We start from the raw sequence: 20,453 nt of genomic DNA, 5'->3' as shown, positions 1-20,453 counted from the left end.
CGTGACCGATCCCCGTCTTGCCGATCAGTCGGTCTTTCCCGATCCCGTCTACAAGGAAACGGTGCTGCGGCCGCTATTTGATGGCGCCAAGGACCATCATGTGGAGGGCTTTCGCGCCATAGATCGCGCTCACCTGGTGATGCTGGCCCAAACCGGCATTCTTGATGCCGATCAAGCGCGCGAGATTGCCGGAGCCCTCGAGAGCATCGATACTGAAATCGATCCTGCCGCGCTGGTTTACAAAGGCGAGGTCGAGGATTTCTTTTTCCTGATCGAAAAGGAACTGAAGAAGCGCATCGGTCCAGATCTTGGCGGGCGGCTGCATACCGCGCGCTCGCGCAACGACATCGACCATACCCTGTTCAAGCTGGGGTTGCGCGAGCGCCTCAACCTGCTGATCAACAAGGCGCTCAAGCTGCACTCGACGCTGATCGAAGCGGCAGAACGGGAGCAGGCGACACTGATCGTTGCCTATACCCATGGCCAGCCGGCACAGCCGACCACGTTCGGGCATTACCTCTCGGCGATTGTGGAGTTCGTCGGACGCGACATCGAGCGGTTGCTGCAGGCTTATCGTTTGGTGGACCTTTCGCCCATGGGCGCTGCGGCCATCACGACCACGGGCTTTCCCACGGATCGGGCTCTGGTCGCCGAGTTGCTTGGCTTTGCCGCGCCTCTGCAAAATTCCTATTCCTGCATAGCGGGCGTTGACTACATCACGGCCACCTACAGCGCCATGGAGCTGATGTTCCTGCATCTCGGCCGGCCTATTCAGGATTTCCAGGTCTGGTCCAGCTTTGAAGTCGGGCAGCTTTATGTGCCCAACAGCCTCGTGCAGATTTCCTCGATCATGCCGCAAAAGCGCAATCCGGTGCCGGTCGAGCATCTGCGGCACCTGGCGAGCCAGACCTGCGGGCGCGCGCACGCCATGCTGACGGTGATGCACAACACCCCCTTCACCGACATGAACGACAGCGAGGGTGAAACCCAGTCCATGGGCTATGGCGCCTTTGAGAGTGCCTACCGCGTGCTTGATCTGCTGGCAGCATTGGTCGCCCAGGTCCGCATCAACCCTGAACGCGTGCGCGCCAATATCAACCGCTCCTGTATCACCATTACCGAACTGGCCGACAGCTTGGTGCGGCGCGAGGGTTTGTCGTTCCGGGAGGGACACGAAATCGCGGCGTCGGTCGCCAAGGCGGTGGTCGCTGCGGGCGGCGATCTGGCTGGGGATGGCTACGCACCGTTCCTTGCGGCGTTCGAGCACGCAACCGGACGCAAGAGCGCGCTTGATGCTGCAGCCTTCGCCGAGATCGTGTCGCCCGAATATTTCGTTGCAGTGCGCACCCGTTTCGGCGGCCCCGCGCCCGAGCCGCTGCAAGCGGCCATCACTGATTACAAGAAGGATGCGGCCGCATTGGCCGCTCAACATCAAACCATTCTGCGCCGCCAGGACGAAGCCGCGCGCATGCTCAATGAGCGCTTCGACGCATTGAAGGGAACAGCCTGATGGCCAAGATTGAACTGCAGAGCCTGGTCAAGAACTACGGCAAGACCCAGGCGGTGCATGGCATCGACCTCACCGTTGAAGATGGTGAGTTCGTCGTGTTCGTGGGCCCGTCCGGCTGTGGCAAGTCAACGACGCTGCGCATGATTGCCGGGCTTGAGGATATCTCTGCCGGCAATCTTCTCATCGGCGGCGAGGTTGTGAACCAGCGCGAGCCGAAGCAGCGCAACATCGCCATGGTGTTCCAGAACTACGCCATTTATCCTCACAAAACGGTGGGGCAGAATATCGGTTTTGGGCTCTACACCTCCAAGCTGTCTAAGGAAGAAAAACAGCAGCGCATCCTGCAAACGGCCAAGACCCTGGGCCTAGAGCCGCTGTTGGATCGGCGCCCTGCAGCACTGTCGGGCGGTCAGCGCCAGCGCGTTGCCATCGGCCGAGCGATGGTCCGTGATCCAGTGGCGTTTCTGTTCGACGAGCCACTGTCGAATCTCGATGCGCAGTTGCGGGCGCAGATGCGTATGGAGATCAAGAGCCTCCATCGCCGGCTTGGTACCACCATCGTTTATGTTACCCATGACCAGGTCGAAGCCATGACCATGGCCGACAAGATCGTGGTGATGCGTGACGGGCATATCCTGCAGGTCGGCACGCCCACCGATCTCTACGAAAACCCCAACGATGTCTTCACCGCGCGCTTTATCGGCAGCCCGTCGATGAACATGCTCGATGGCAAGCTGAGTGGTGGCACGCTCAGCATCGAAGGCACGACGATCTCGGGCCTGACGCTGCCTGCGCAAGAGGGCGATGTGCTTGTCGGCCTGCGCCCGCATGATCTGGTTGTAGGCGAGGCGAGCGAGCCAGGCCTTGGTGCAACTGGCATTGTCGAGGCGGTGGAGCCGCTGGGCTCGGAGACACTGGTGCATGTTCAGGTCGGCAAGAGCCAGATCATCGCCACCGCACCTGGTCGTGTGGTGCCCAAGGTCGGCAGCACGGTATCGATCAATGCCGGATCGGGGTCGCTCTATCTCTTCGATAAAGCCAGTGAGAAGGCCCTGGGCCGCGCATGACGTCTTCCCCCGTTGCAGCTGGGGCGGTGCTCAGCCTTGGGCGCATTTATTGCGACCTGGTGTTTCGCGGCCTCGATACCATGCCCCAGCTTGGCCGCGAGGTTTTTGCCGGAGAGTTCGAGTTAACCCCTGGCGGCGGCGCCCTGATTACCGCGGCACATCTGGCGGGCCTGGGGCGTCCCTCGGCCTTGTTGGCGCGGTTCGGCACTGACGATTTATCCCTATCGCTCGAAGCCACGATCAAGGCTCTCGGGCTTGACCTGCAGTTTCTCGACCGAAATGCAGCGGCCGGTCCGCAGTTAACGGTGGTAATGGTGCAGGACGGGGATCGTGCATTCTTGTCCAAGCGGGCGGGGCAGGCTCGTCCCCAGACCCTGGAGGCGGCCTTGGCGTGGCGCAAAGCGGCGCATTTGCATATCGCCGAATACGCGACCCTGCACGAGGCAAGCGATGCCATCATCCTTGCCAAGCAGCATAACCTCACGGTCTCGCTCGATCCGAGTTGGGACGACCAGCTGATCCGGGATCCCGATTTTTTCGCGCTCAGCTCAGGAGCCGATATCTTCCTGCCCAATATGGAAGAAGCCGAAGCGCTGACCGGCCAATCCGATCCTCAAGTGGCGCTGGTAGAGTTGGCCCGGTATTTTCCTTGCGTCGCGTTGAAATGCGGCGCGGAGGGCGCCTTGCTTGCCGTTGATGGCCAGGTTTTCCGTCTGCCGAGCCCCAAGGTGGAGGTGGTCGACACCACCGGCGCTGGTGATGCCTTCAACGCCGGGTTCCTGCACGCCTGGCTCAGCGGCGCCGATCCGCAAGCATGCCTGGCCGCAGCAATCGATGCCGGTAGCCGTTCCGTTCAGGCTTCGGGCGGCATCGGGAGCTTGCGGGCTGAAGCTTGATTGATTGCGGCCGTGCCCGGTGCCAAGGCGGCGGGAGTCAGCCTTTCGCCTTGCCTGTCTTGGTCACCAGCAACTGGTTGAGCCGCATCTTGTCGGCGTCCACCACCTCAAAGACATAGCCGGCTGCTTCCACCTTGTCGCCCTTGCGGGCCGCTCGGCGCAGCCGATGGACGATGAAGCCGCCAATGGTCTCATAGGCCGCTTCGGCTTCAAGGTGCTTGATCCCCAAGGTGCGCGTGACATCCACGAACGGCGCTACGCCGTCGACAAGCCAGCTCTGCTCATCGCGCTTGAGAATTGCCTGCTCTTCGAAGGGGTTGGCCAGGCCCTGCATCAGCGCGCCCATTAGGTCCTTGAAGGTGACCACGCCAACCACATGGGCGTATTCGCTGACCACGAGGGCAAAGCCTGTGCTCTGGGCTTGGAATTCGGCAAGGACCTCCCAAACATTGAGCGTGTCGGGCACTGATAGCACGTCGCGGCGGGCCTTGGCGAAATCCACCTCGCCATGCTTGTCCATGGCGGTGACCAGCACGTCCTCGGCGCGAACACAGCCAATCACCGCGTCGATGCCCCCGTCGCAGATGGGGTAATGCGAAAACGGCCGGCGGCGCACCTTGTCCTGCTGCACCTCATGGGGGTCGCTGATGTCGAGATAAACGATGTCGTCCCGAATGGTCATCACCGAGGTGACGCTGCGCAACTCGAGCGCCAGGACATTTTCGATCAGCCGATGTTCGTTTTTCATCAGCATGCCTGACGCGGCACCCCCAGCCAGGATAAGCCGGAAGTCCTCGGCCGTGACTTCGTCGGCAGCCACTTTGGACTCGATGTTGAACCAGCCGATGATCACGTCGGACAGTCTGCCGAAGAACCAGACCAGGGGCTTGAGCACCTTGACCGAGGTTTCGGGAAACCACACCAGCGACAGGGCGACCTGTTCGGGCACCAGCATGGCAATGCGCTTGGGCGTCAGGTCGGCCAGCAGCACAAACAGCATGGTGACCAGCAAGAAGGCCAGCACGGAGCCGATCGGCAGGGCCAGGTCGGGGGCAACGCCCACCAGCCGCAGGGCGTCGGCGAAAACCGGCCCAAACGCATCATGCCCGAGCGTACCCGCCAAGATCGACACGGCATTGGTCACGATCTGCAATGCGGTGATAACGCTGCCCGCCTCGCCCCGCAGCGCCACGAACCGCAGGGCCCTGTTGTCGCCCCCTTCAGCCAGCGCGCGGATGCGCACTTCGCGCGCTGCCGCGAAGGCGATTTCCGACAGCGACACGATCACGCTGACGCCGATCAGGCCGATGATCAGCAAGACGCCGAGGATGGGAGTCATATTGCTTTCCAGTTAATGCCGGGTCTTCATAGCGACACGCCCACTGAACGTCCAATCGGCAGGGGGCATGTCTTCCAAGCGGGGCCGCACGGCTCAAGCTCTTAGCCGAGGCGCAGGATCTCCGGGGCGAGCGCAACATGCAGTTCATGCCGCACCGCTGGTAGTCCAGGGATGTAGCCGAAGTCGAGTTTGAACTCTGTGGCGGTTAGGCCGCGTGCGGCGGCGTACGCATAAAGCTGGGCAAACCCATCGGCTATGCCACTCACGGGTCCCTCATATCCGATCCGCAGATAGCGTTGTGCCGGGATCTCATAGAGGATCATCCCGGGAGGCACATCGGTTTTGCGGGCGGCCAGAAAGCCCACGAGTTCACGATGGATAGCGCCCTCAACGCCGATCGAGGCGGCAAGAAAGCTCGACGCTCCGGTCTCGGTTTCAAACAGCCAGGTCCATGCCCTCGAGATTGCTTGTGCCAGTTCTGGCTCGGGCGCCTCGACCATGATGCCGATGGCAGTGAGTTCGGGCAGTTCGATGAGTTCGATCATTGGTCACCAGTCCAGGCGGTTTGAGCGAGCGCGGCTGCAGCGCGCCTCGTCAGCGCGAAATTGCGTTCTTTGCTGCTGAGCGCTTGTTGGTCAAAGCCCTCACATAGCACAGCCCGTCGGCTTGGCGGCAAGGCGATGAGCTCATATCCTCGCCGCAGTGAGTGCTCGCTGGCTTTAGGATGAGGGACTAAGCACCAAGACCTCCACACGCCGAGACACCGATAGGCATCCGCAGTGTTGCTGTCGACAGCTTGCGCACAAAAGACGTCTTAGGGGTATTGACGCTTCGAAGCGTTGGTATACGCTTTCTTTACTTAGGATCGACACGTCGAGTGCCATGCTCGGCTGTACGAGAAGGGGACACCATGAGACTCTTGCTTACCGCCGCCTTGGCGCTTGCCTCCTTGGCGACCGGGCTTCCTGCTTATGCCGACAAGCTCGATGACATTATTGCATCGGGCACCCTGCGTTGCGCCGTGGTGCTGGATTTTCCGCCGATGGGATCGCGCGACGAAAACAACAACCCGGTCGGATTTGACGTCGATACTTGCAACGACCTTGCCGCGGTGCTCGGCGTGCAGGCAGAAATCGTCGAAACCCCGTTTCCCGACCGCATCCCCGCGCTGGTTTCAGGGCGCGTTGATATCGGCGTTGCCTCGACCTCCGATACGCTCGAGCGCGCCAAGACCGTTGGTTTTTCCATCCCCTATTTTGCTTTCGAAATGGTGGTCTTGACCAAGGAAGGCCTGGGTATCGCCGATTACGACAGTCTCAAAGGCAAGAAGGTGGGCTCCACCTCTGGCACCTATGAGGCTCTGGCCCTGGAAGAAAGCGTCAACGAATGGGCTGACCCGGCCGGTTCGTTCCGTTCCTACCAGACCCAGGCGGACGTGATGCTGGCGCTTTCGCAGGGCCAGATCGATGCGACCGTCGTAACCTCCACCGTCGCTGCTTCCACCATCGCCACCGGCAATTTCCCCGGTTTCGTCATGGGCGGCAAGGCGCCCTACGAAATCGATTATGTTGGTCTCATCACTCTGCGCAACGAGCAGGGCTTGCTCAACTACCTCAACCTCTTTGTTAATCAGCAGGTCCGCACCGGCCGCTATGCCGAGCTTTACGCCAAGTGGGTTGGTGAAGGCGAGCCGCCGAACCTGACGGTTCCGGGCGTTTATTACTAAGGATCTGGCAAGGAGCGCCCGGGCAGGCGCTCCTTTTTTTCTGCGCCACTACGGTGAGCTCTAGCGCCGCGAGAATTGTAGCCCTGATGGTTAGAACGCGCCCTTGATGTTTAATTATACCTTCCACTGGCGTCCGGCGCTTCAAGCGTTGCCGCAGATGCTGGGCGGAGCCGTGGTGACGCTGCAGCTCGCAATCCTTTCCATGATCATCGGCATCATCATTGGCGTGTTGCTGGCACTGATGAGTGGCTCGGGCAGCAAGTTTCTCCGTGGCCTTGCCAGCACCTGGATCGAGATTGCCCGCAATACGCCGGCATTGTTCCAGATCTACATGGCCTATTTCGGCCTCGGGCAGTTCGGCATCCATCTCGACAGTTTCGTGGCGCTGCTGGCCGGCATTGCCTTCAACAATGCCGGGTATCTTGCCGAGACCTTCCGGGGTGGGCTGCGGGCCGTTCCCGCCACTCAGGTGCGCGCCGCGCGCTCCCTGGGCTTTGGCCCGATCAGTGCTTTCCGGCTCATCGTGTTGCCGCAGATGTTTCGTGCCGTGTTCTACCCGGTGACCAACCAGATGGTGTGGGCGATCCTGATGACCTCGCTGGGCGTCGTGGTGGGGCTCAATACCGATCTCACTGGCATCACCCAGCAACTCAACGTCAAGACGTTCCGCACCTTTGAGTATTTCGCCTTGGCCGCGGTGATGTATTACCTGCTTGCCAAGGCGGTCACGCTGGGTGCCCGCCTTCTTGCCTATCGACTGTTCCGATATTGAGGGGGCAGTCATGTTCCAAACTGGCTTGAGCCTCAACGATATCGGTTTTTTGCTGCAGGGGGCTGGTGTCACCCTCTTGATCACCTTCTGGGCCATGCTCGGCGGCACGCTCCTCGGCATCGTCTTCGGCGTATTCCGGGCGACTACGCCTTGGTGGGCGAGCGCTCCGCTGGCCTTTCTGCTCGATATCTTTCGCTCGGTGCCGCTGCTGATCCAGCTCGTCCTGGTCAACGCGTTCCAGGCGATCGCCGGGCTCAACATCAGCGCCTTTATCGTGTCTTGCGTGGTGCTGGCGCTCTACACCTCCGCATATTGTTCCGAACTGGTCCGGGGCGGCATTGCCGCCGTGCCGGTGACGACGCGTCGCGCCGCGCGCTCGTTGGGCATGAACTGGTGGCAGGACATGACCAATATTGTTTACCCCATCGCGCTGCGTATCATGCTGCCCAGCTGGATCGGCCTGACGCTTGGGGTGATGAAGGATACAGCGCTGGTGTCCTGGCTCGGCATCATCGAGTTGCTGCGCTCATCGCAGATCATCGTCACCCGCATTCAGGAGCCGCTATTTGTGCTCAGCATAGCCGGGCTGATCTACTTCATTATCAGCTTCCCGATTTCGCGCCTGGGCGCCAAACTGGAAAAGAAATGGCGCGAGAATGATTGAGATCGAGAACGTCCAGAAATACTACAATGAGCTGCGGGTCCTGGATGACGTGAGCCTGAGCGTGTCCAAGGGCGAGGTGGTGTCGATCATCGGTGGCTCCGGATCGGGCAAGTCCACACTGCTGATGTGCATCAATGGCCTTGAGGCGATCCAGGGTGGCAAGATCAGCGTCGATGGCGTGGACGTGCATGCCAAGGGGACCGACCTCAACAAGCTGCGCACGAAAATCGGCATTGTTTTTCAGCAGTGGAACGCCTTTCCCCACCTCACCGTACTGGAAAACGTCACACTGGCCCCGCGTAAAGTGCTGGGCAAGAGCCGCGCCGAGGCCGAGGCGATCGGTCGTCAGCAACTTGAGCATGTGGGGCTTGGGGACAAGCTCGACGCCTATCCCGGCAAGCTTTCCGGCGGGCAGCAGCAGCGCATGGCCATCGCGCGCGCCCTGGCGATGAGCCCGCAATATATGTTGTTCGACGAGGTCACATCCGCCCTTGATCCGCAGCTGGTGGGTGAGGTGCTCGACACCATGCGTCTGCTCGCCAAGGAAGGCATGACGATGATCCTCGTCACCCATGAAATGGCCTTTGCTCGCGAAGTCTCCGACCGTGTCGCCTTCTTCAAGTCCGGCAAGGTGCATGAGATCGGGACGCCCGAGCAGATTTTCGGCGATCCCCAGCGTCCGGAAACCAGAGAATTCCTAGCTTCGGTGCTTTAGCCGAACTCACCAGCAGGGCGATCCAGATGAAAATTACCGCTATCAAAGCGTGGCAGGTTGATCTGCCACTCAAGGAAGGTCGCTATAGCTGGTCGGGCGGCAATTTCATGGAGGTGTTCGACTCCACAGTCGTGGCGGTGGAGACCGATGCCGGCATCACCGGCTATGCTGAATGCTGCCCCCTGGGCTCAGCCTATTTGCCGAGTTATGCTGCGGGCGTGCGCGCCGGCATCAGCGAAATCGGGCCCAAGCTCATTGGCATGGACCCGACCGATCTGGGACCACTTAATCGCCAGATGGATGCGGTGCTGCGCGGACACCCCTATGCCAAGGCGCCCATCGACATTGCCTGCTGGGATATTCTGGGCAAGGTCGCGGGGCTTCCCGTTTATAAATTGCTCGGCGGTCTTGAGCAGGAGGAAGTCGCCCTTTACCGCGCCATCTCGCAGGAAGATCCCGAGGCCATGGCCCGCAAGATCGATGGCTACCGCGCCGAGGGCTATACCAAGTTCCAGCTCAAGGTCGGCGGCAATGCCAATGACGATATCGAGCGCATTCGCGCCTGCCGCGACATCCTCAAGCCCACCGACATTCTGGTATGCGATGCCAATACCGGCTGGACCATGGCCGATGCCGCTCGCGTGGTAAATGCTGTCCGAGACCTCGATGTTTACATCGAGCAGCCCTGCATGAGCTATGAGGAAAGCGTCTCCATCCGTCGGCGCACCAGCCTACCTTTCGTGCTCGACGAAGTGATCGGTGGGGCCGATACCCTGCTCAAGGGCATTGCCGAAGACGCGATGGACGCGATCAACCTCAAGATTTCCAAGGTCGGCGGGCTGACCAAGGCCAAGCTGATGCGCGACCTGTGCGTCGCCTCGGGCATTCCGATGACCATCGAGGATACTTGGGGCGGCGATATTGTCACCGCCGCCATCGCGCATCTGGCCTGCTCCACGCCCGAAAAGTTCTACCTGTCGGCCACCGACTTCAATTCCTACGGCACCGTGTTTATCGCCGATGGCGCGCCGCAGCGCGTCAACGGCAATATGTCGGCGTCCAACGAACCCGGTCTCGGCGTTACACCCAAGTTCGACGTGCTGGGCGAGCCGGTGCTGGTGATCGGAAAGGCTGCCTGATGCGCACCAGCAAGATCATCCAGACGGTCTCCTGTCATGCCGAGGGGGAAGTGGGCGATGTGATAACCGGCGGCGTGTTGCCACCGCCGGGGGACACGATCTGGGAGCAGCGCACATTCCTTGCGACCGACGAAACGCTGCGTAATTTCATGCTGCAGGAACCACGGGGCGGGGTGTTCCGGCACGTCAATGTGCTGGTGCCCCCCAAGAACCCAAAAGCGCAGATGGGCTGGATCATCATGGAGCCGCAGGATACCCCGCCAATGTCGGGGTCCAATTCCATGTGCGTTTCCACTGTCTTGCTCGATGCAGGCATTATCCCGATGACGGAGCCGGAAACGCGCATGGTGCTCGAAGCACCGGGCGGGTTGATCGAGGTCGTCGCCCAGTGCCGCAACGGCAAGGCGGAACGGGTCGCCATCAAGAACCACCCCTCCTTTGCCGACAAACTCGACGCCACCCTGGAAGTGGAAGGCGTGGGAACGCTCACCGTCGACACCGCCTATGGCGGGGACAGTTTCGTGATCGTCGACAGCAAAGCCCTGGGCTTTGCCATTGCGCCTGATGAGGCGCGCGACATTGCGTTGATGGGCATGAAGATCACCAGGGCCGCTAATGAACAATTGGGGTTCCAGCACCCGCTGCATGCCGAATGGAGCCACTTTTCTTTTTGCCAGATCGCCGCGCCCGTAACCCGGGACGAGAACGGCGTGCTGACTGCCGCCAACGCCGTGGCCATCCGCCCGGGCAAGATTGACCGTTCGCCCTGTGGCACTGGCTGTTCGGCGCGCATGGCGGTGTTGCACGCCAAGGGGCAGATCAAGGTGGGCGAGGCGTTTATCGGCCGGTCCATTATCGGCTCGCGCTTTGATTGCCGTATTGACAGCGAAACCATGCTGGGCGATCGCAAGGCCATCGTGCCCATCATCGCCGGCAGCGCCTGGATCACCGGCACGCACCAGCACATGCTGGATCCCGCCGATCCCTATCCAACCGGCTATCGCCTGTCGGATACCTGGCCAGTGGAGGGCCGTTTCTGAGCATGCCTTACATCAAGATCGAAATGAACGAAGGGCGCACGCCCGAGCAGAAGGCCGCTTTGGCGCGGGCCATCACCGATGCCGTCGTGGAGCATGCGGGGGCCAAGCGGGAGAGTGTCTGGATCGTCTTTGATGATGTGGCGCGACACAACTGGGCAGTCGCCGGCGAATTGCTGGACAAGCCCGCCTCCTAGATCTGCAAGGCGCCGCCCACGGGACGTCGTATCGGGCCAGAAACAAGAAGGCTCCCCAATTGGAGAGCCTTCTTGTTATGGTGAGCGCCTCAGCGCGTGTAGTTCTGCACGGCGCCGGGCAGGGTGCTCCACTGAGCATACCAGGCCTTGAACTGGTTGAATTGCCGTTCGGCCCAGGCGCGCTGGCTGGGTGACAGCTCGTCGGTGGGGTTGAAGTGGAGCTTGTAGGCGTCCTCCCCCTGCAGCTCGAGCATGAACTTGTAGTAGAGCACCAGATCGGTGCCTTCATCCCAGGAGGAGAGGATTTCCAGCGCCTCGCCCAATTCCCGGGCACGGATGCGGGCATCGGGATCGCCGGCGGCAGCGGCCTTCGACAGGGCCACTAGATGCAGGATCTCCCGGGGCAGGGCATTGCCGATGCCGGTGATGGTGCCGGTCGCGCCCGCTTTGACATAGCCGTGGTAAACGCCGGTATCGACGCCGGCCATCAGCACCACATTGGCATCGCCACTGGTGATGTGCTCGGCGGCATAGGTCATGGCTGCGGGGCCACCAAATTCCTTGAAGCCGACAAGGTTGGGATGCTTGGCGCGCAGGGCGTTGAACAGGTCGGCCTTGGTTTCGAAGCCGTAATGGGGGCTGTTATAGATCACCGCGGGCAGAGTTGGTGCGGCGGCGAGGATAGCCTCGAAATGGTGGCGCTGGGCGATGGGGGAATTGCCGCGCGACAACACCCGGGGAATGACCATCAAGCCAGCCGCGCCGACCTGTTGCGCGTGTGTAGCCAAAGCGACGGCTGAGGCCGTGTTGATTGCACCGGTGCCAACAATCACGGGCAGGCCCGCCGCGACCAGGCGCGCCACGCCTTCCATGCGCTGGGCATCGGTGAGCAGGGGCCAATCGCCCATGGAGCCGCAATACACCACGGCGGACATGCCGGCAGCGACGAGCTCGGTGGCCTTGCGGACCAGTTCGTCGAAATCGGGGCTACGGTCCGCATTGCACGGCGTCATCAGTGCGGGAATTACGCCCGTGAAAATTTCGGTTTGCATCGTGTCCTCGTCCAGCAAACGAGCAGGCGTCAACGCACCTGCCCGGTTCACTTACCATTCATGCCACGTTGTATCCTTTTTGTCGACAGCGCAAGCCTGCCTACAACAGGGCGCGGATATCGGCCAGCAAGGCACTGGGAACTTCAACCTCGCCGCTGGCAAGCGAACGCGCCCGCGCAGCATAGCGCCGCTGCGACGGCAAGCGCGCGCCTTGATCGATAATGGCATCAAAGATGATCTCGGCCCGGTCGGCATGGCGTGACGCCTCCACTCCGGTGAAGACCTGGGGGTCGAAGGCAAGCAGAAGTTCGCCGTGATAGGGTGCTGCGCCAGCGCCGTTATCGAATTGCTTGGACTCGATACTGCTGAGATCGCCGATCAACGGCCCCGCTATCAACTCGATCATCGTAGATAGCGCCGAGCCCTTATGGCCGCCAAACGTCGTCATGGCGCCGCTAAGCGCCTTTTCTGCGCTGTCGGTCGGAGCCCCGCTCTCATCCACGGCCCAATCGAGCGGGATTGGCTTGCCGGCGCGGCGATGCAGCTCGATTTCCCCCCGCGCCACGCTGGAGGTGGCGAAGTCGAATACATAGGGATCTTTGCCCGGACGCGGCCAGGCGAAAGCCAGCGGATTGGTGCCAAACACGGGCTTGGTGCCACCAAATGGCGCAACCCAGTTGTGGCTAGGGGTCATGGCGATGGCGACAACACCCTGCGCCGCCAAGGCCTCGACTTCGGGCCACAATGCCGAAAAGTGGTAGCAGTGGTTGATCACCAGCGCCGCGATGCCATTCTGCCGCGCCTTGTTGACCAGCATGGTGCGGCCGGCCTCAAAGGCCAGCAGCGAATAGCCGCCTTTGGCATCGACGCGCACAATACCGGGCGCATGGTCGAACAGTTCAGGCTGCACCACGCCATCCACCTTGCCCGCCCGGATGGACCGGACGCAGCCCAACAGACGATAAAGGCCATGCGAATGACACTCGTCGCGCTGGCCCGCACAAACCACGGTGGCGACTGCCGTCGCGTGATCGATGGCAAAGCCGTTGCGGACCAGCACCGCAACGCTGAGGTCAAAGGCTTCGTCAAGCCGCAGGGTGGACGTTTCTGTCACAACAATGCCCTTAGTTCATCAGGTCGAAGGCATCACCCCAGGTGTCGGCAACCGAGTAACCCTGTGGATAGGGGTCGCTAGGATCAACGCCGATCTGGTGGATGCCATGGATCCAGCCGCGGCCCGAGATAATGGGCTGCACGGCCGGGCGGCCGGCCACCGTGGTGTCGCCCGCATAAGTAACCTCGAAGGTGGAATCGATGATGGATCGGGCGGTAAAACTGTCGCCAGGCTTGGCCAGGCCCCGCGCTGCCGCGACGGCAAGACGGGCGGAATTGCCAGTACCGCAGGGTGACCGGTCGATCCGGCCAGGTGGCATGATGGTGGCGCCTTTGAGTTCGCCCGCCTCGTTGAAGCTGGTGAACATAGTGTAGGATATGCCCTTGATGGCCTCGATCTCGGGATGGGCAATCTCGAGCTGAGCATTGACGGCGCGGTGGATGGCGCTGCCCGCCTCCACCAGTTTCTTGGCCTGGTCCGGCCTGATCTCGAGGCCGAGTTGCGCCGGGTCGATCAGCGCATAGAAAATCCCGCCATAGCCAATGTCGAGCTTGACCTTGCCGAACCCCGCCACGTCGACCACGGCGTCGAGCTGGTGGGCATAGGACGGGTTCATGGTGAGCGTAACCCGTTCGCATTTGCCGTTACGGCAACTGGCCCGCGCCGTCACGAGGCCCGACGCCGTCTCGATCCGCACGATGGTTTCCGGCTCGACCATGGGCAGCATGCCGGTCTCGAGCAAAACGGTGGTGAGGCAAATACTATTGGATCCCGACATCGCATGAGCCTTGTCGCCCTGCAAAATCATGAAGGCGATATCAGCGTCCGGACGTGTTGGCGGAAAAATGAGACAAGTGCTCATCTGGGCCGAAGCGCGCGGCTCGAAAACCAGGAAGCGCCGGAGGCTATCGTCGACTTCGTTGATATGGCGCAGCTTGTCGGCAATGGTGGCGCCGGGAACATCGATGACCCCGCCCGTGACGATGCGGCCAACTTCCCCTTCGGCATGGGCTTCAACAAGGGTTACGGTCTTGGACCAGCGCATGGGAGGATTTCCTTTGCAGATTGAGCCACCCGGCCGGGCATCTGCAGTTCCGGCCACCTGACATCATACCGGCGCTATATCCAATCTGTCGACAAACAAAGCTGCTCAGGGGTGCGTTCTCCGGCGTTGAACCGGAACCGCAATCTCCGCTAAGCTCGCCTATCGCTGATCATCCGTCGACGTGCTGGCCGGCCCCCTTGTTGGGCAATACGCCGGCACAAACGGTTCGTGATTGTTGCCGGCCCTTGTGCGCCGCGAATGCCGGGAGCCGCGCCGTGAAAACCAAAGCCAGCGAAACGGCCAAGATTGCCGGCGAACCGGGTCGTATCCGGGGGTCGGGCGCGCAAAAAGTCTATCAAACGCTGCGGCAGTCCATTCTGGACCTTACCCTCGATCCCGGCAGTCCGCTCGATGAGGTGACGCTTTCCGAGCAGTTCCAGATGTCGCGCACGCCGATCCGCGAGGCCTTGGTGCGCCTGGTGGCGGAAGGGCTGGCCAAGACACTGCCCAATCGCAACACCGTGGTTGCCACCATCGATTTCGCCCAGCTTCCGGTTTACTTCGAGGCGCTGACGTTGATGTATCGAGTAACGACGCGGGCAGCGGCAGTGCATCACGCGCCCGAGCAGATCGAGACGATACGCAAGTTCGAGGCCCAATATGCGCAAGCCGTGGCGCGTCGCGACGCGCTGGCCATGATCCAGTCCAATCGGGATTTCCATGTCGCCATCGCCGAAGCGGGCGGCAATAGCTATTTCACCAATCTCTTTGCGCGCCTCCTCGATGAAGGCCGACGCATCCTGCGCATCTATTACCGCTCGTTTGATGACAAGCTGCCCCAGCAATATGTGGAAGCCCATAGCCTGATGGTGGAGGCGATTGAAGCGGGCGACGCCGATCGGGCGGATGCCTTGGCCGCCGAGCACGCGGCACAGATCGTCAAACAGATCCAAAGCTACATCAACCGTGAAACGGTATCCAAAATCACATTGTAGCGTTCAAAAGCAGGGGCAAGATGAAAAAGATCGGCGTCGTAGGCGCAGGTATTGTTGGCGCGGCGATTGCGACCCGACTGATTGGCGATGGCCATGCTGTAACGGTGTTTGATGCCGAACCGGGGGGCTTGCCAGCCTCGTCGGGAAACGCGGCGCTGATTGCCCTGCCCGAAATTGCGCCGATAGCCAGCCCAGGCATGCTGACCGCAGTACCCAAATGGCTGATGGATCCACTTGGGCCACTGACCTTGCGCTGGCAGGATGTTCCCGCATTGATGCCCTGGTTGGTGGCCTTTCTAGCGGCCTCGACGCCACAACGCGGTGCGCTCGCCCGCGAGGCTCTGACGGGCCTGATGCAAACGGCCTTGGCGGATCACCAGCAGCTGGCCGCCGGCGCGGGTTTGGCAGGCCATTTGCGGCAAACCGGCTTTATCTCGCTGCACGACAGCCAGGCCAGTTTGGACGGCGCGGTGCGCGAGGCCGGGCAGGTGCGGGCTGCGCTCGGCTATGACTTCGAGGCAATAACTCCTCAAAAGACCCGAGCCATGGTGCCCCAGCTCGAGGGGAGGTTCTTTGGTGCAGTGTACCAGCCTGGCTATTGGATGGTCTCCAACCCGCTGAGCGTCCTGCGGCACTTCCAGGACTTTATTCGCGGGCGCGGCCAACTGCAGCAGGGCCGGGTGCTTTCCCTGACCAAGCGAGAGGCCGGCATTGCCGTCATGCTGCAGGGTGGCGAGGAGCAGGTGTTCGACAGGGTGGTTGTTGCTGCCGGAGTGTGGTCGCGCGATCTTGTGCGCGGCTTGGGCCTCAAAGTGCTGCTCGAGAACGAGCGCGGCTATAACACGACGTTCACGGACCTGAATTGGAACCTGGCATTGCCAGTGGGCTTTGCCGATCATGGTTTTGTGGCGGTGCCCCTCGTAGATGGGCTGCGCGTGGGCGGTGCGGTGGAACTGGCCAAGCCCGAGACTTCGCCCAATTTTGCCCGCGCCAAGGCGATGCGCGAGAAGATGCGGCGCTACGTGCCTTCGCTGCCCGAAGGGGGCAAGGAATGGATGGGCCGGCGGCCCTCCACACCCGATTCACTGCCGGTAATCGACATCCATCCAGGGGATCCGCGCATACTTTATGCTTTTGGCCACGGTCATCTGGGCTTGACGTTGAGCGCCGTCACGGCCAATTTGATTGCCGGGATGGTGGAGGGCACCAGTTCGGCACCGCAGCCGTTCTCGATCACCCGCTTCCAGTAGCTTGGCGGAAAAAGGCTCGTTACCGCCTAGTCTGCTTCGTCATCCACTACCGCGTAAGGGACCCGGGCCAGAACGACCCGGCCTTCGTCTTCAATCTGGAACTCGCCCCGCGTTGGCTCATCGGCCAAGGCAACGGCCCCCTTGACCGCAAAGGATGCCTCCTCGATCGCTGCATTGAGGGACTCCAGCTTGATGCCGTCGATATCCACGTCGAGCGGTCCGCGGTCGGACTGGTGATTGAAAAAGAACCTCGGCATTTGGGCCACCTCGTTATCGTTCCTCCCCAACGAGTTGCGCGGAACGTCTGTTCCCCGCTTGGATTCACAAGCGGGAGAGAAGCAGCTGTCGGTGATGCCGATCAAGCTTGGCGGAAGGCTGGCACTTCGCGGGTGCGTGACAGGAGAAAGCGAGCGCGCTACCATTCAGCACGCGCATAGTGGCTCCGGGCTTTGCGGGAGTCGTAATATTCTCGAGCCTTCCACCAGGACAGGACACCATCTTGCTTGATCATCGCCTCACCTTGGCGCGCGACGGCGTCGCAGCCCGATCCCTCGAGGGCATTGTTCCTGCTGATCGCTATCTTGATACGACCATCCACCAGACCGCGGTGGCTTGTGCCCCGTTGCGCCGGGAGCCGTCGCCGTCCGCCGAACAGCTCGATCAGGTGCTGTTCGGGGAATTGTTCGAGGTGCTCGATGTGGCGGATGGCTGGGCGTTCGGGCGCGCCATGCGCGATGGCTATGTGGGTTTTGTGGCGGCGAGCGCCCTGAGCGGCGCTCCCCGAACCCCTACCCACAAAGTGAGGGCGCTCCGCACCTATGCGTTTAGCGGCCCCAGCATCAAGACCGCGCCAACCGGGCTTTATTCCATGAATGCGCTGCTGGTCGCCGAGGGCCGCGAGGGTCGCTTCGTACAAACCGCAGGCGGCTGGTTTGTTGAGGAGCATCTCGCCCCTGTGCAGGAAGCTGAAACAGATCCCGTCGCGGTGGCGCAGCGATTTGTGGGGACGCCTTATCTCTGGGGCGGGCGCGAGAGCTTGGGGCTTGATTGTTCGGGGCTGGTGCAACAGGCGCTCTATGCCTGCGGGCGCGATTGTCCGCGCGATACCGACCAGCAGGTCGCGCTCGGCCACCCGGTTGACGCCCTGCGCCGGGGTGACCTGGTGTTCTGGCGTGGCCATGTTGCCATGATGACCAGCGATAGGGACATGATCCACGCCAACGCCTTCCACATGGCGGTGGTAATCGAGCCATTGGCCGAGGCCGTGGCGCGGATCAGCAGTCGCGGTGGTGGCGAGCCGACCGCTTTTCGGCGCCTCGACTAGGCCCTGCCGCTTAGGGCAGTGGCCGAATAAAATGGTTGGGCGCCACCTGCCGTACCTCCGGCTGCGGCAGGGCCGATCGTCGCCGGATCTCCTCGACATGCGTGAGTTCGGCTGCGCCAGAGGTGTCGGCAAATCGCTGGTCCGGATCGGGAACAGCCGAGAGCAGCAGGCGCGTATAAGGATGCTGGGGATTGCTCAACACCTTATCCGTTTCGCCCCATTCCACAATCTGTCCGGCATACATCACCATGATGTCCTCAGCGACATAGCGCGCCGTGGCGATGTCATGGGTGATGTACAGGAGCGCCAGCCCTAGTTGGCGCTTCATGTCGTTGAGCAGGTTCAAAATGCCCAGGCGAACGGACACGTCGAGCATGGAGGTAGGTTCGTCGGCAACGATCACCGCTGGGTCAACCGCCAATGCCCGGGCGATGCTGATGCGCTGGCGCTGGCCTCCTGACAATTCGTGCGGATATTTCGGCGCGACCAGTTTTGGATCAAGCTTGACGCGCGAGAGGAGTTCATCAATCGCAACCCGGCGTTCGGCGCCCTTCATCTTGGGCCGGTGAAGGCGGAGTGGTCGCTCCAGATGGTGGCGCACCGTGTGCGCTGGGTTAAGCGAGGCAAAAGGATCCTGGAACACCATCTGCACCGCGGCGCGGTAAGACTTGAGACCGCTGCTGGTGACTGGCATGCCGCGGAACAGGAGTTGCCCCGCATCAGGCCGGTATTCTCGCATGATCAGGCGCGCCGCGGTGGTCTTTCCCGACCCCGATTCGCCCACCAGGGCGAGGGTGCGGCCGGGATGGAGCGCAAACGACACAGAACGCGCGGCATAAACCGGCTGGTCGGCGCGACCAAAGGTCTTGGAAACATTGTCGAGGGCGAGAACCGGTTCGGTCTGGGTCATAGGGCTGCGCTCGCGCCAATCTGTTGGCCGGAGAGCTTGGGCATGGAGCCCCAAAGCCGGCGCGTATAGGCATGCTGGGGCGAGTGGTAGATGGTCTGCGCCGCATTCACCTCCACCAACTCGCCTTCAAGCATGATGCCGATGCGATCACAGGCCTGCACCATCAGGGCTAGGTCGTGGGTGATAAAGAGGACGGAAAAGCCCAGCTGCTGGCGCAGAACATCGATACGGCCCAGTATCTCACGCTGCACCACCACATCGAGCGCGGTGGTTGGCTCATCCATGATCAGCAGCTTGGGATTGAGCGCAAGGCAAATGGCGATGACGATGCGTTGGCGCATTCCGCCCGAGCACTGGTGCGGATAGGAGGATAGCCGATCAGGCGAGATATCGACCATGGCCAGCAGCTCGGCTGCCCGGTCGCGGGCCTGGGCGCGCGACATGCCGGTATGGGTGCGCAGCACATCGAAGAACTGCCGCTCGATGGTGAGGACGGGATTGAGCGAGTTCATGGCGCTTTGGAACACCATGGCAACCTCGCGCCAGCGGAAGCTGCGCAACTCCTCCTCGTTCAGAGCCAGGACGTCACGGCCAGCAAGCCGGATCTGGCTGCCGCTCAGGATCAGCGCGGGTGGGCGATGCAGGCGGCTAATGGCAAAGGCGATGGTGCTTTTCCCGCAACCCGATTCCCCGGCAAGCCCGAAGAACTCACCGGGCATGATGTCGAAGCTGACATCCTTGACGGCGCGGAAATCCTCCTCGGCGCCAACATAGTCGATGGAAAGGTTGCGAATGGACAGGACTGGATCGGTCATAGCTTGCCCTCTCCGGCCCGCACGCGCGCTGTCCAGCGGCTCAACATGCCGCCGGTGCGCAGGCGGGGATTGGCGATTTCGTCGATGGCAAAGTTCAGCAGCGCCAGGCCAAGTCCGAGCAGGGCCAGCGCGAGGCAGGGGGACAGCAGGTCCCACCAGGCGCCCACCGAAAGAGCCGAGGCGTTCTGCGCATTGTAGAGCATGATGCCCCAGGAAACGGTGTTGGGATCACCGAGGCCGAGGAATTCGAGCGTCGCCTCGGTGACCACGGCGAAGATCACGCTGCCGATGAAATTGATGCCGACGATCGAGACGAGATTGGGAAAAATCTCGAAGGCCATGATGCGCCAGCTTGGCTCGCCCAGCATCTCGGCCGACTTGACGAAGTCGCGTTGGCGCAGCGACAGGGTTTCCGAACGGGTGACGCGCACACCCCAGGCCCAGGAGGTGAAGCCCAGGATCAGTGCGATCACGAGCGGATTGGCCTGGCCGATAAAGGCTGCGATCACCAGCAAGAGCGGCAGGTTTGGTACCACCAGCACCATATTGGTGAAGAAGTTGATGACTTCATCCACCACGCCGCCCTTGTAGCCGGCGAGAATTCCCAAAACAGTGCCGATCAGGGTGATGAGCAATCCCGCGCCAAAGCCAACAGCAAGCGAAATGCGGGCGCCGTAGACCAGGCGCGTGAAGACATCATGGCCGAGCCGCGTCGTGCCCAGCCAATGTTCAGGTGAGGGGGGCTGGTGTGGGCGGCCCACGCGCTGGGTCGGGGAATATTCGGTCAGGAGCGGCGCAAAGATCGCTACCAGAATGATGATGGTGAGAATGGTCAGGCCGACAACGGCCTTCTTGTTATGGGCAAGCTGAGCGAGGAGCGGCACGG

General features: G+C 61.7%; 22 protein-coding genes. 13 read left to right on the top strand and 9 right to left on the bottom strand.

Annotated elements, in window-relative coordinates; all coding sequences use genetic code 11:
• The first annotated feature begins 1 nt into the window (after window position 1).
• From argH to HRU92_RS19000, 3 genes are read left to right on the top strand one after another with little or no spacing between them, the layout of a single operon-like run.
• Entirely contained in the window at window positions 2-1,510 is a 1,509-nt protein-coding gene (argH, locus tag HRU92_RS19010; protein ID WP_172125873.1) for an argininosuccinate lyase, read from the top strand.
• The gene (gene ugpC / locus HRU92_RS19005; RefSeq protein ID WP_172125875.1) at window positions 1,510-2,577 is read left to right on the top strand and encodes a sn-glycerol-3-phosphate ABC transporter ATP-binding protein UgpC; all 1,068 of its coding nucleotides are present in this window, start codon (window positions 1,510-1,512) and stop codon (window positions 2,575-2,577) included. The genes argH and ugpC overlap by 1 nt, the downstream gene beginning before the upstream one ends.
• The gene (locus tag HRU92_RS19000; protein ID WP_173088904.1) at window positions 2,574-3,473 is read left to right on the top strand and encodes a sugar kinase; all 900 of its coding nucleotides are present in this window, start codon (window positions 2,574-2,576) and stop codon (window positions 3,471-3,473) included. The genes ugpC and HRU92_RS19000 overlap by 4 nt, the downstream gene beginning before the upstream one ends.
• A gap of 37 nt (window positions 3,474-3,510) precedes the next feature.
• Here the strand turns inward: HRU92_RS19000 and HRU92_RS18995 are convergent, their stop codons facing one another.
• Together HRU92_RS18995 and HRU92_RS18990 are read right to left on the bottom strand one after the other, a co-directional pair.
• Window positions 3,511-4,812, bottom strand: a complete 1,302-nt coding sequence (locus tag HRU92_RS18995) for a hemolysin family protein (protein ID WP_172125879.1) — start codon at window positions 4,810-4,812, stop codon at window positions 3,511-3,513.
• Between the two features lie 101 nt (window positions 4,813-4,913).
• Window positions 4,914-5,357: a GyrI-like domain-containing protein gene (locus HRU92_RS18990; protein ID WP_172125881.1), complete on the bottom strand. Its 444-nt coding sequence runs from the start codon at window positions 5,355-5,357 to the stop codon at window positions 4,914-4,916.
• A gap of 365 nt (window positions 5,358-5,722) precedes the next feature.
• Between HRU92_RS18990 and HRU92_RS18985 the strand changes: the two genes are divergently transcribed.
• From HRU92_RS18985 to HRU92_RS18955, 7 genes are all read left to right on the top strand, one after another.
• Window positions 5,723-6,538: a transporter substrate-binding domain-containing protein gene (locus tag HRU92_RS18985; protein WP_172125883.1), complete on the top strand. Its 816-nt coding sequence runs from the start codon at window positions 5,723-5,725 to the stop codon at window positions 6,536-6,538.
• A 106-nt stretch (window positions 6,539-6,644) separates the two neighbouring features.
• Window positions 6,645-7,310: an amino acid ABC transporter permease gene (locus tag HRU92_RS18980; protein WP_172125885.1), complete on the top strand. Its 666-nt coding sequence runs from the start codon at window positions 6,645-6,647 to the stop codon at window positions 7,308-7,310.
• A 10-nt stretch (window positions 7,311-7,320) separates the two neighbouring features.
• Entirely contained in the window at window positions 7,321-7,974 is a 654-nt protein-coding gene (locus HRU92_RS18975; RefSeq protein WP_172125887.1) for an amino acid ABC transporter permease, read from the top strand.
• A complete protein-coding gene (locus HRU92_RS18970) occupies window positions 7,967-8,689 on the top strand; it encodes an amino acid ABC transporter ATP-binding protein (protein ID WP_172125889.1) in 723 nt (240 codons plus the stop codon). The genes HRU92_RS18975 and HRU92_RS18970 overlap by 8 nt, the downstream gene beginning before the upstream one ends.
• 26 nt (window positions 8,690-8,715) lie before the next feature.
• Window positions 8,716-9,828 (top strand): cis-3-hydroxy-L-proline dehydratase, encoded by a 1,113-nt coding sequence (locus HRU92_RS18965; RefSeq protein WP_172125891.1) that lies wholly within the window; start codon window positions 8,716-8,718, stop codon window positions 9,826-9,828.
• Window positions 9,828-10,868 (top strand): proline racemase family protein, encoded by a 1,041-nt coding sequence (locus HRU92_RS18960; RefSeq protein ID WP_173088902.1) that lies wholly within the window; start codon window positions 9,828-9,830, stop codon window positions 10,866-10,868. The genes HRU92_RS18965 and HRU92_RS18960 overlap by 1 nt, the downstream gene beginning before the upstream one ends.
• Window positions 10,869-10,870: 2 nt before the next feature.
• Complete coding sequence (locus tag HRU92_RS18955) at window positions 10,871-11,062, top strand: 2-hydroxymuconate tautomerase (RefSeq protein ID WP_172125895.1); 192 nt, start codon at window positions 10,871-10,873, stop codon at window positions 11,060-11,062.
• Between the two features lie 89 nt (window positions 11,063-11,151).
• On the opposite strand, the gene HRU92_RS18950 is transcribed toward HRU92_RS18955, so the two are convergent.
• The 3 genes from HRU92_RS18950 to HRU92_RS18940 form a co-directional block, all read right to left on the bottom strand.
• Window positions 11,152-12,114 (bottom strand): dihydrodipicolinate synthase family protein, encoded by a 963-nt coding sequence (locus HRU92_RS18950; protein WP_172125897.1) that lies wholly within the window; start codon window positions 12,112-12,114, stop codon window positions 11,152-11,154.
• 100 nt (window positions 12,115-12,214) lie between these two features.
• Window positions 12,215-13,228, bottom strand: coding sequence for an Ldh family oxidoreductase (locus HRU92_RS18945; RefSeq protein ID WP_172125899.1), 1,014 nt, complete (start codon window positions 13,226-13,228; stop codon window positions 12,215-12,217).
• Window positions 13,229-13,238: 10 nt separating this feature from the next.
• A complete protein-coding gene (locus HRU92_RS18940) occupies window positions 13,239-14,273 on the bottom strand; it encodes a proline racemase family protein (protein WP_172125901.1) in 1,035 nt (344 codons plus the stop codon).
• Window positions 14,274-14,548: 275 nt separating this feature from the next.
• On the opposite strand from HRU92_RS18940, the gene HRU92_RS18935 reads away from it, so the two are divergent.
• Both HRU92_RS18935 and HRU92_RS18930 read left to right on the top strand, forming a co-directional pair.
• Window positions 14,549-15,268, top strand: coding sequence for a GntR family transcriptional regulator (locus HRU92_RS18935; RefSeq protein WP_349236757.1), 720 nt, complete (start codon window positions 14,549-14,551; stop codon window positions 15,266-15,268).
• A 20-nt stretch (window positions 15,269-15,288) separates the two neighbouring features.
• Window positions 15,289-16,518 (top strand): FAD-dependent oxidoreductase, encoded by a 1,230-nt coding sequence (locus HRU92_RS18930; protein ID WP_172125903.1) that lies wholly within the window; start codon window positions 15,289-15,291, stop codon window positions 16,516-16,518.
• 26 nt (window positions 16,519-16,544) lie between these two features.
• Here HRU92_RS18930 and HRU92_RS18925 read toward each other — a convergent pair whose 3' ends face one another.
• Window positions 16,545-16,775 carry a hypothetical protein gene (locus tag HRU92_RS18925; RefSeq protein WP_127754531.1) on the bottom strand — a complete coding sequence of 77 codons (231 nt, stop codon included), beginning with the start codon at window positions 16,773-16,775 and terminating at the stop codon, window positions 16,545-16,547.
• Window positions 16,776-17,017: 242 nt separating this feature from the next.
• On the opposite strand from HRU92_RS18925, the gene HRU92_RS18920 reads away from it, so the two are divergent.
• Entirely contained in the window at window positions 17,018-17,842 is an 825-nt protein-coding gene (locus HRU92_RS18920) for an NlpC/P60 family protein (RefSeq protein WP_172125905.1), read from the top strand.
• A gap of 10 nt (window positions 17,843-17,852) precedes the next feature.
• On the opposite strand, the gene HRU92_RS18915 is transcribed toward HRU92_RS18920, so the two are convergent.
• The 3 genes from HRU92_RS18915 to HRU92_RS18905 are packed head-to-tail and all read right to left on the bottom strand — an operon-like array spanning window position 17,853 to window position 20,451.
• Window positions 17,853-18,752 (bottom strand): ATP-binding cassette domain-containing protein, encoded by a 900-nt coding sequence (locus HRU92_RS18915; RefSeq protein WP_127754529.1) that lies wholly within the window; start codon window positions 18,750-18,752, stop codon window positions 17,853-17,855.
• Window positions 18,749-19,567 (bottom strand): ABC transporter ATP-binding protein, encoded by an 819-nt coding sequence (locus HRU92_RS18910; protein WP_173088900.1) that lies wholly within the window; start codon window positions 19,565-19,567, stop codon window positions 18,749-18,751. Before HRU92_RS18910 ends, HRU92_RS18915 begins: the two co-directional genes overlap by 4 nt.
• Window positions 19,564-20,451, bottom strand: a complete 888-nt coding sequence (locus tag HRU92_RS18905) for an ABC transporter permease (RefSeq protein WP_172125911.1) — start codon at window positions 20,449-20,451, stop codon at window positions 19,564-19,566. The genes HRU92_RS18910 and HRU92_RS18905 overlap by 4 nt, the downstream gene beginning before the upstream one ends.
• Window positions 20,452-20,453: the final 2 nt, after the last annotated feature.

This window comes from Devosia sp. 1635 (assembly GCF_013185955.1).
Classification (GTDB): Bacteria; Pseudomonadota; Alphaproteobacteria; order Rhizobiales; family Devosiaceae; genus Devosia.
This window is presented reverse-complemented; position numbering and strand designations above follow the sequence as displayed.

What these genes read in the sequence shown, in the direction of transcription:
- HRU92_RS18965 (WP_172125891.1), top strand. Translation starts at nt 8,716, where the DNA reads ATGAAAATTACCGCTATCAAAGCGTGGCAGGTTGATCTGCCACTCAAG.
- HRU92_RS19000 (WP_173088904.1), top strand. Translation starts at nt 2,574, where the DNA reads ATGACGTCTTCCCCCGTTGCAGCTGGGGCGGTGCTCAGCCTTGGGCGC.
- HRU92_RS18960 (WP_173088902.1), top strand. Translation starts at nt 9,828, where the DNA reads ATGCGCACCAGCAAGATCATCCAGACGGTCTCCTGTCATGCCGAGGGG.
- HRU92_RS18980 (WP_172125885.1), top strand. Translation starts at nt 6,645, where the DNA reads ATGTTTAATTATACCTTCCACTGGCGTCCGGCGCTTCAAGCGTTGCCG.
- HRU92_RS18910 (WP_173088900.1), bottom strand. Translation starts at nt 19,567, where the DNA reads ATGACCGATCCAGTCCTGTCCATTCGCAACCTTTCCATCGACTATGTT.
- HRU92_RS18970 (WP_172125889.1), top strand. Translation starts at nt 7,967, where the DNA reads ATGATTGAGATCGAGAACGTCCAGAAATACTACAATGAGCTGCGGGTC.
- HRU92_RS18915 (WP_127754529.1), bottom strand. Translation starts at nt 18,752, where the DNA reads ATGACCCAGACCGAACCGGTTCTCGCCCTCGACAATGTTTCCAAGACC.
- HRU92_RS18925 (WP_127754531.1), bottom strand. Translation starts at nt 16,775, where the DNA reads ATGCCGAGGTTCTTTTTCAATCACCAGTCCGACCGCGGACCGCTCGAC.
- ugpC (WP_172125875.1), top strand. Translation starts at nt 1,510, where the DNA reads ATGGCCAAGATTGAACTGCAGAGCCTGGTCAAGAACTACGGCAAGACC.
- HRU92_RS18975 (WP_172125887.1), top strand. Translation starts at nt 7,321, where the DNA reads ATGTTCCAAACTGGCTTGAGCCTCAACGATATCGGTTTTTTGCTGCAG.
- HRU92_RS18940 (WP_172125901.1), bottom strand. Translation starts at nt 14,273, where the DNA reads ATGCGCTGGTCCAAGACCGTAACCCTTGTTGAAGCCCATGCCGAAGGG.
- HRU92_RS18955 (WP_172125895.1), top strand. Translation starts at nt 10,871, where the DNA reads ATGCCTTACATCAAGATCGAAATGAACGAAGGGCGCACGCCCGAGCAG.
- HRU92_RS18985 (WP_172125883.1), top strand. Translation starts at nt 5,723, where the DNA reads ATGAGACTCTTGCTTACCGCCGCCTTGGCGCTTGCCTCCTTGGCGACC.
- HRU92_RS18995 (WP_172125879.1), bottom strand. Translation starts at nt 4,812, where the DNA reads ATGACTCCCATCCTCGGCGTCTTGCTGATCATCGGCCTGATCGGCGTC.
- HRU92_RS18930 (WP_172125903.1), top strand. Translation starts at nt 15,289, where the DNA reads ATGAAAAAGATCGGCGTCGTAGGCGCAGGTATTGTTGGCGCGGCGATT.
- HRU92_RS18950 (WP_172125897.1), bottom strand. Translation starts at nt 12,114, where the DNA reads ATGCAAACCGAAATTTTCACGGGCGTAATTCCCGCACTGATGACGCCG.
- HRU92_RS18990 (WP_172125881.1), bottom strand. Translation starts at nt 5,357, where the DNA reads ATGATCGAACTCATCGAACTGCCCGAACTCACTGCCATCGGCATCATG.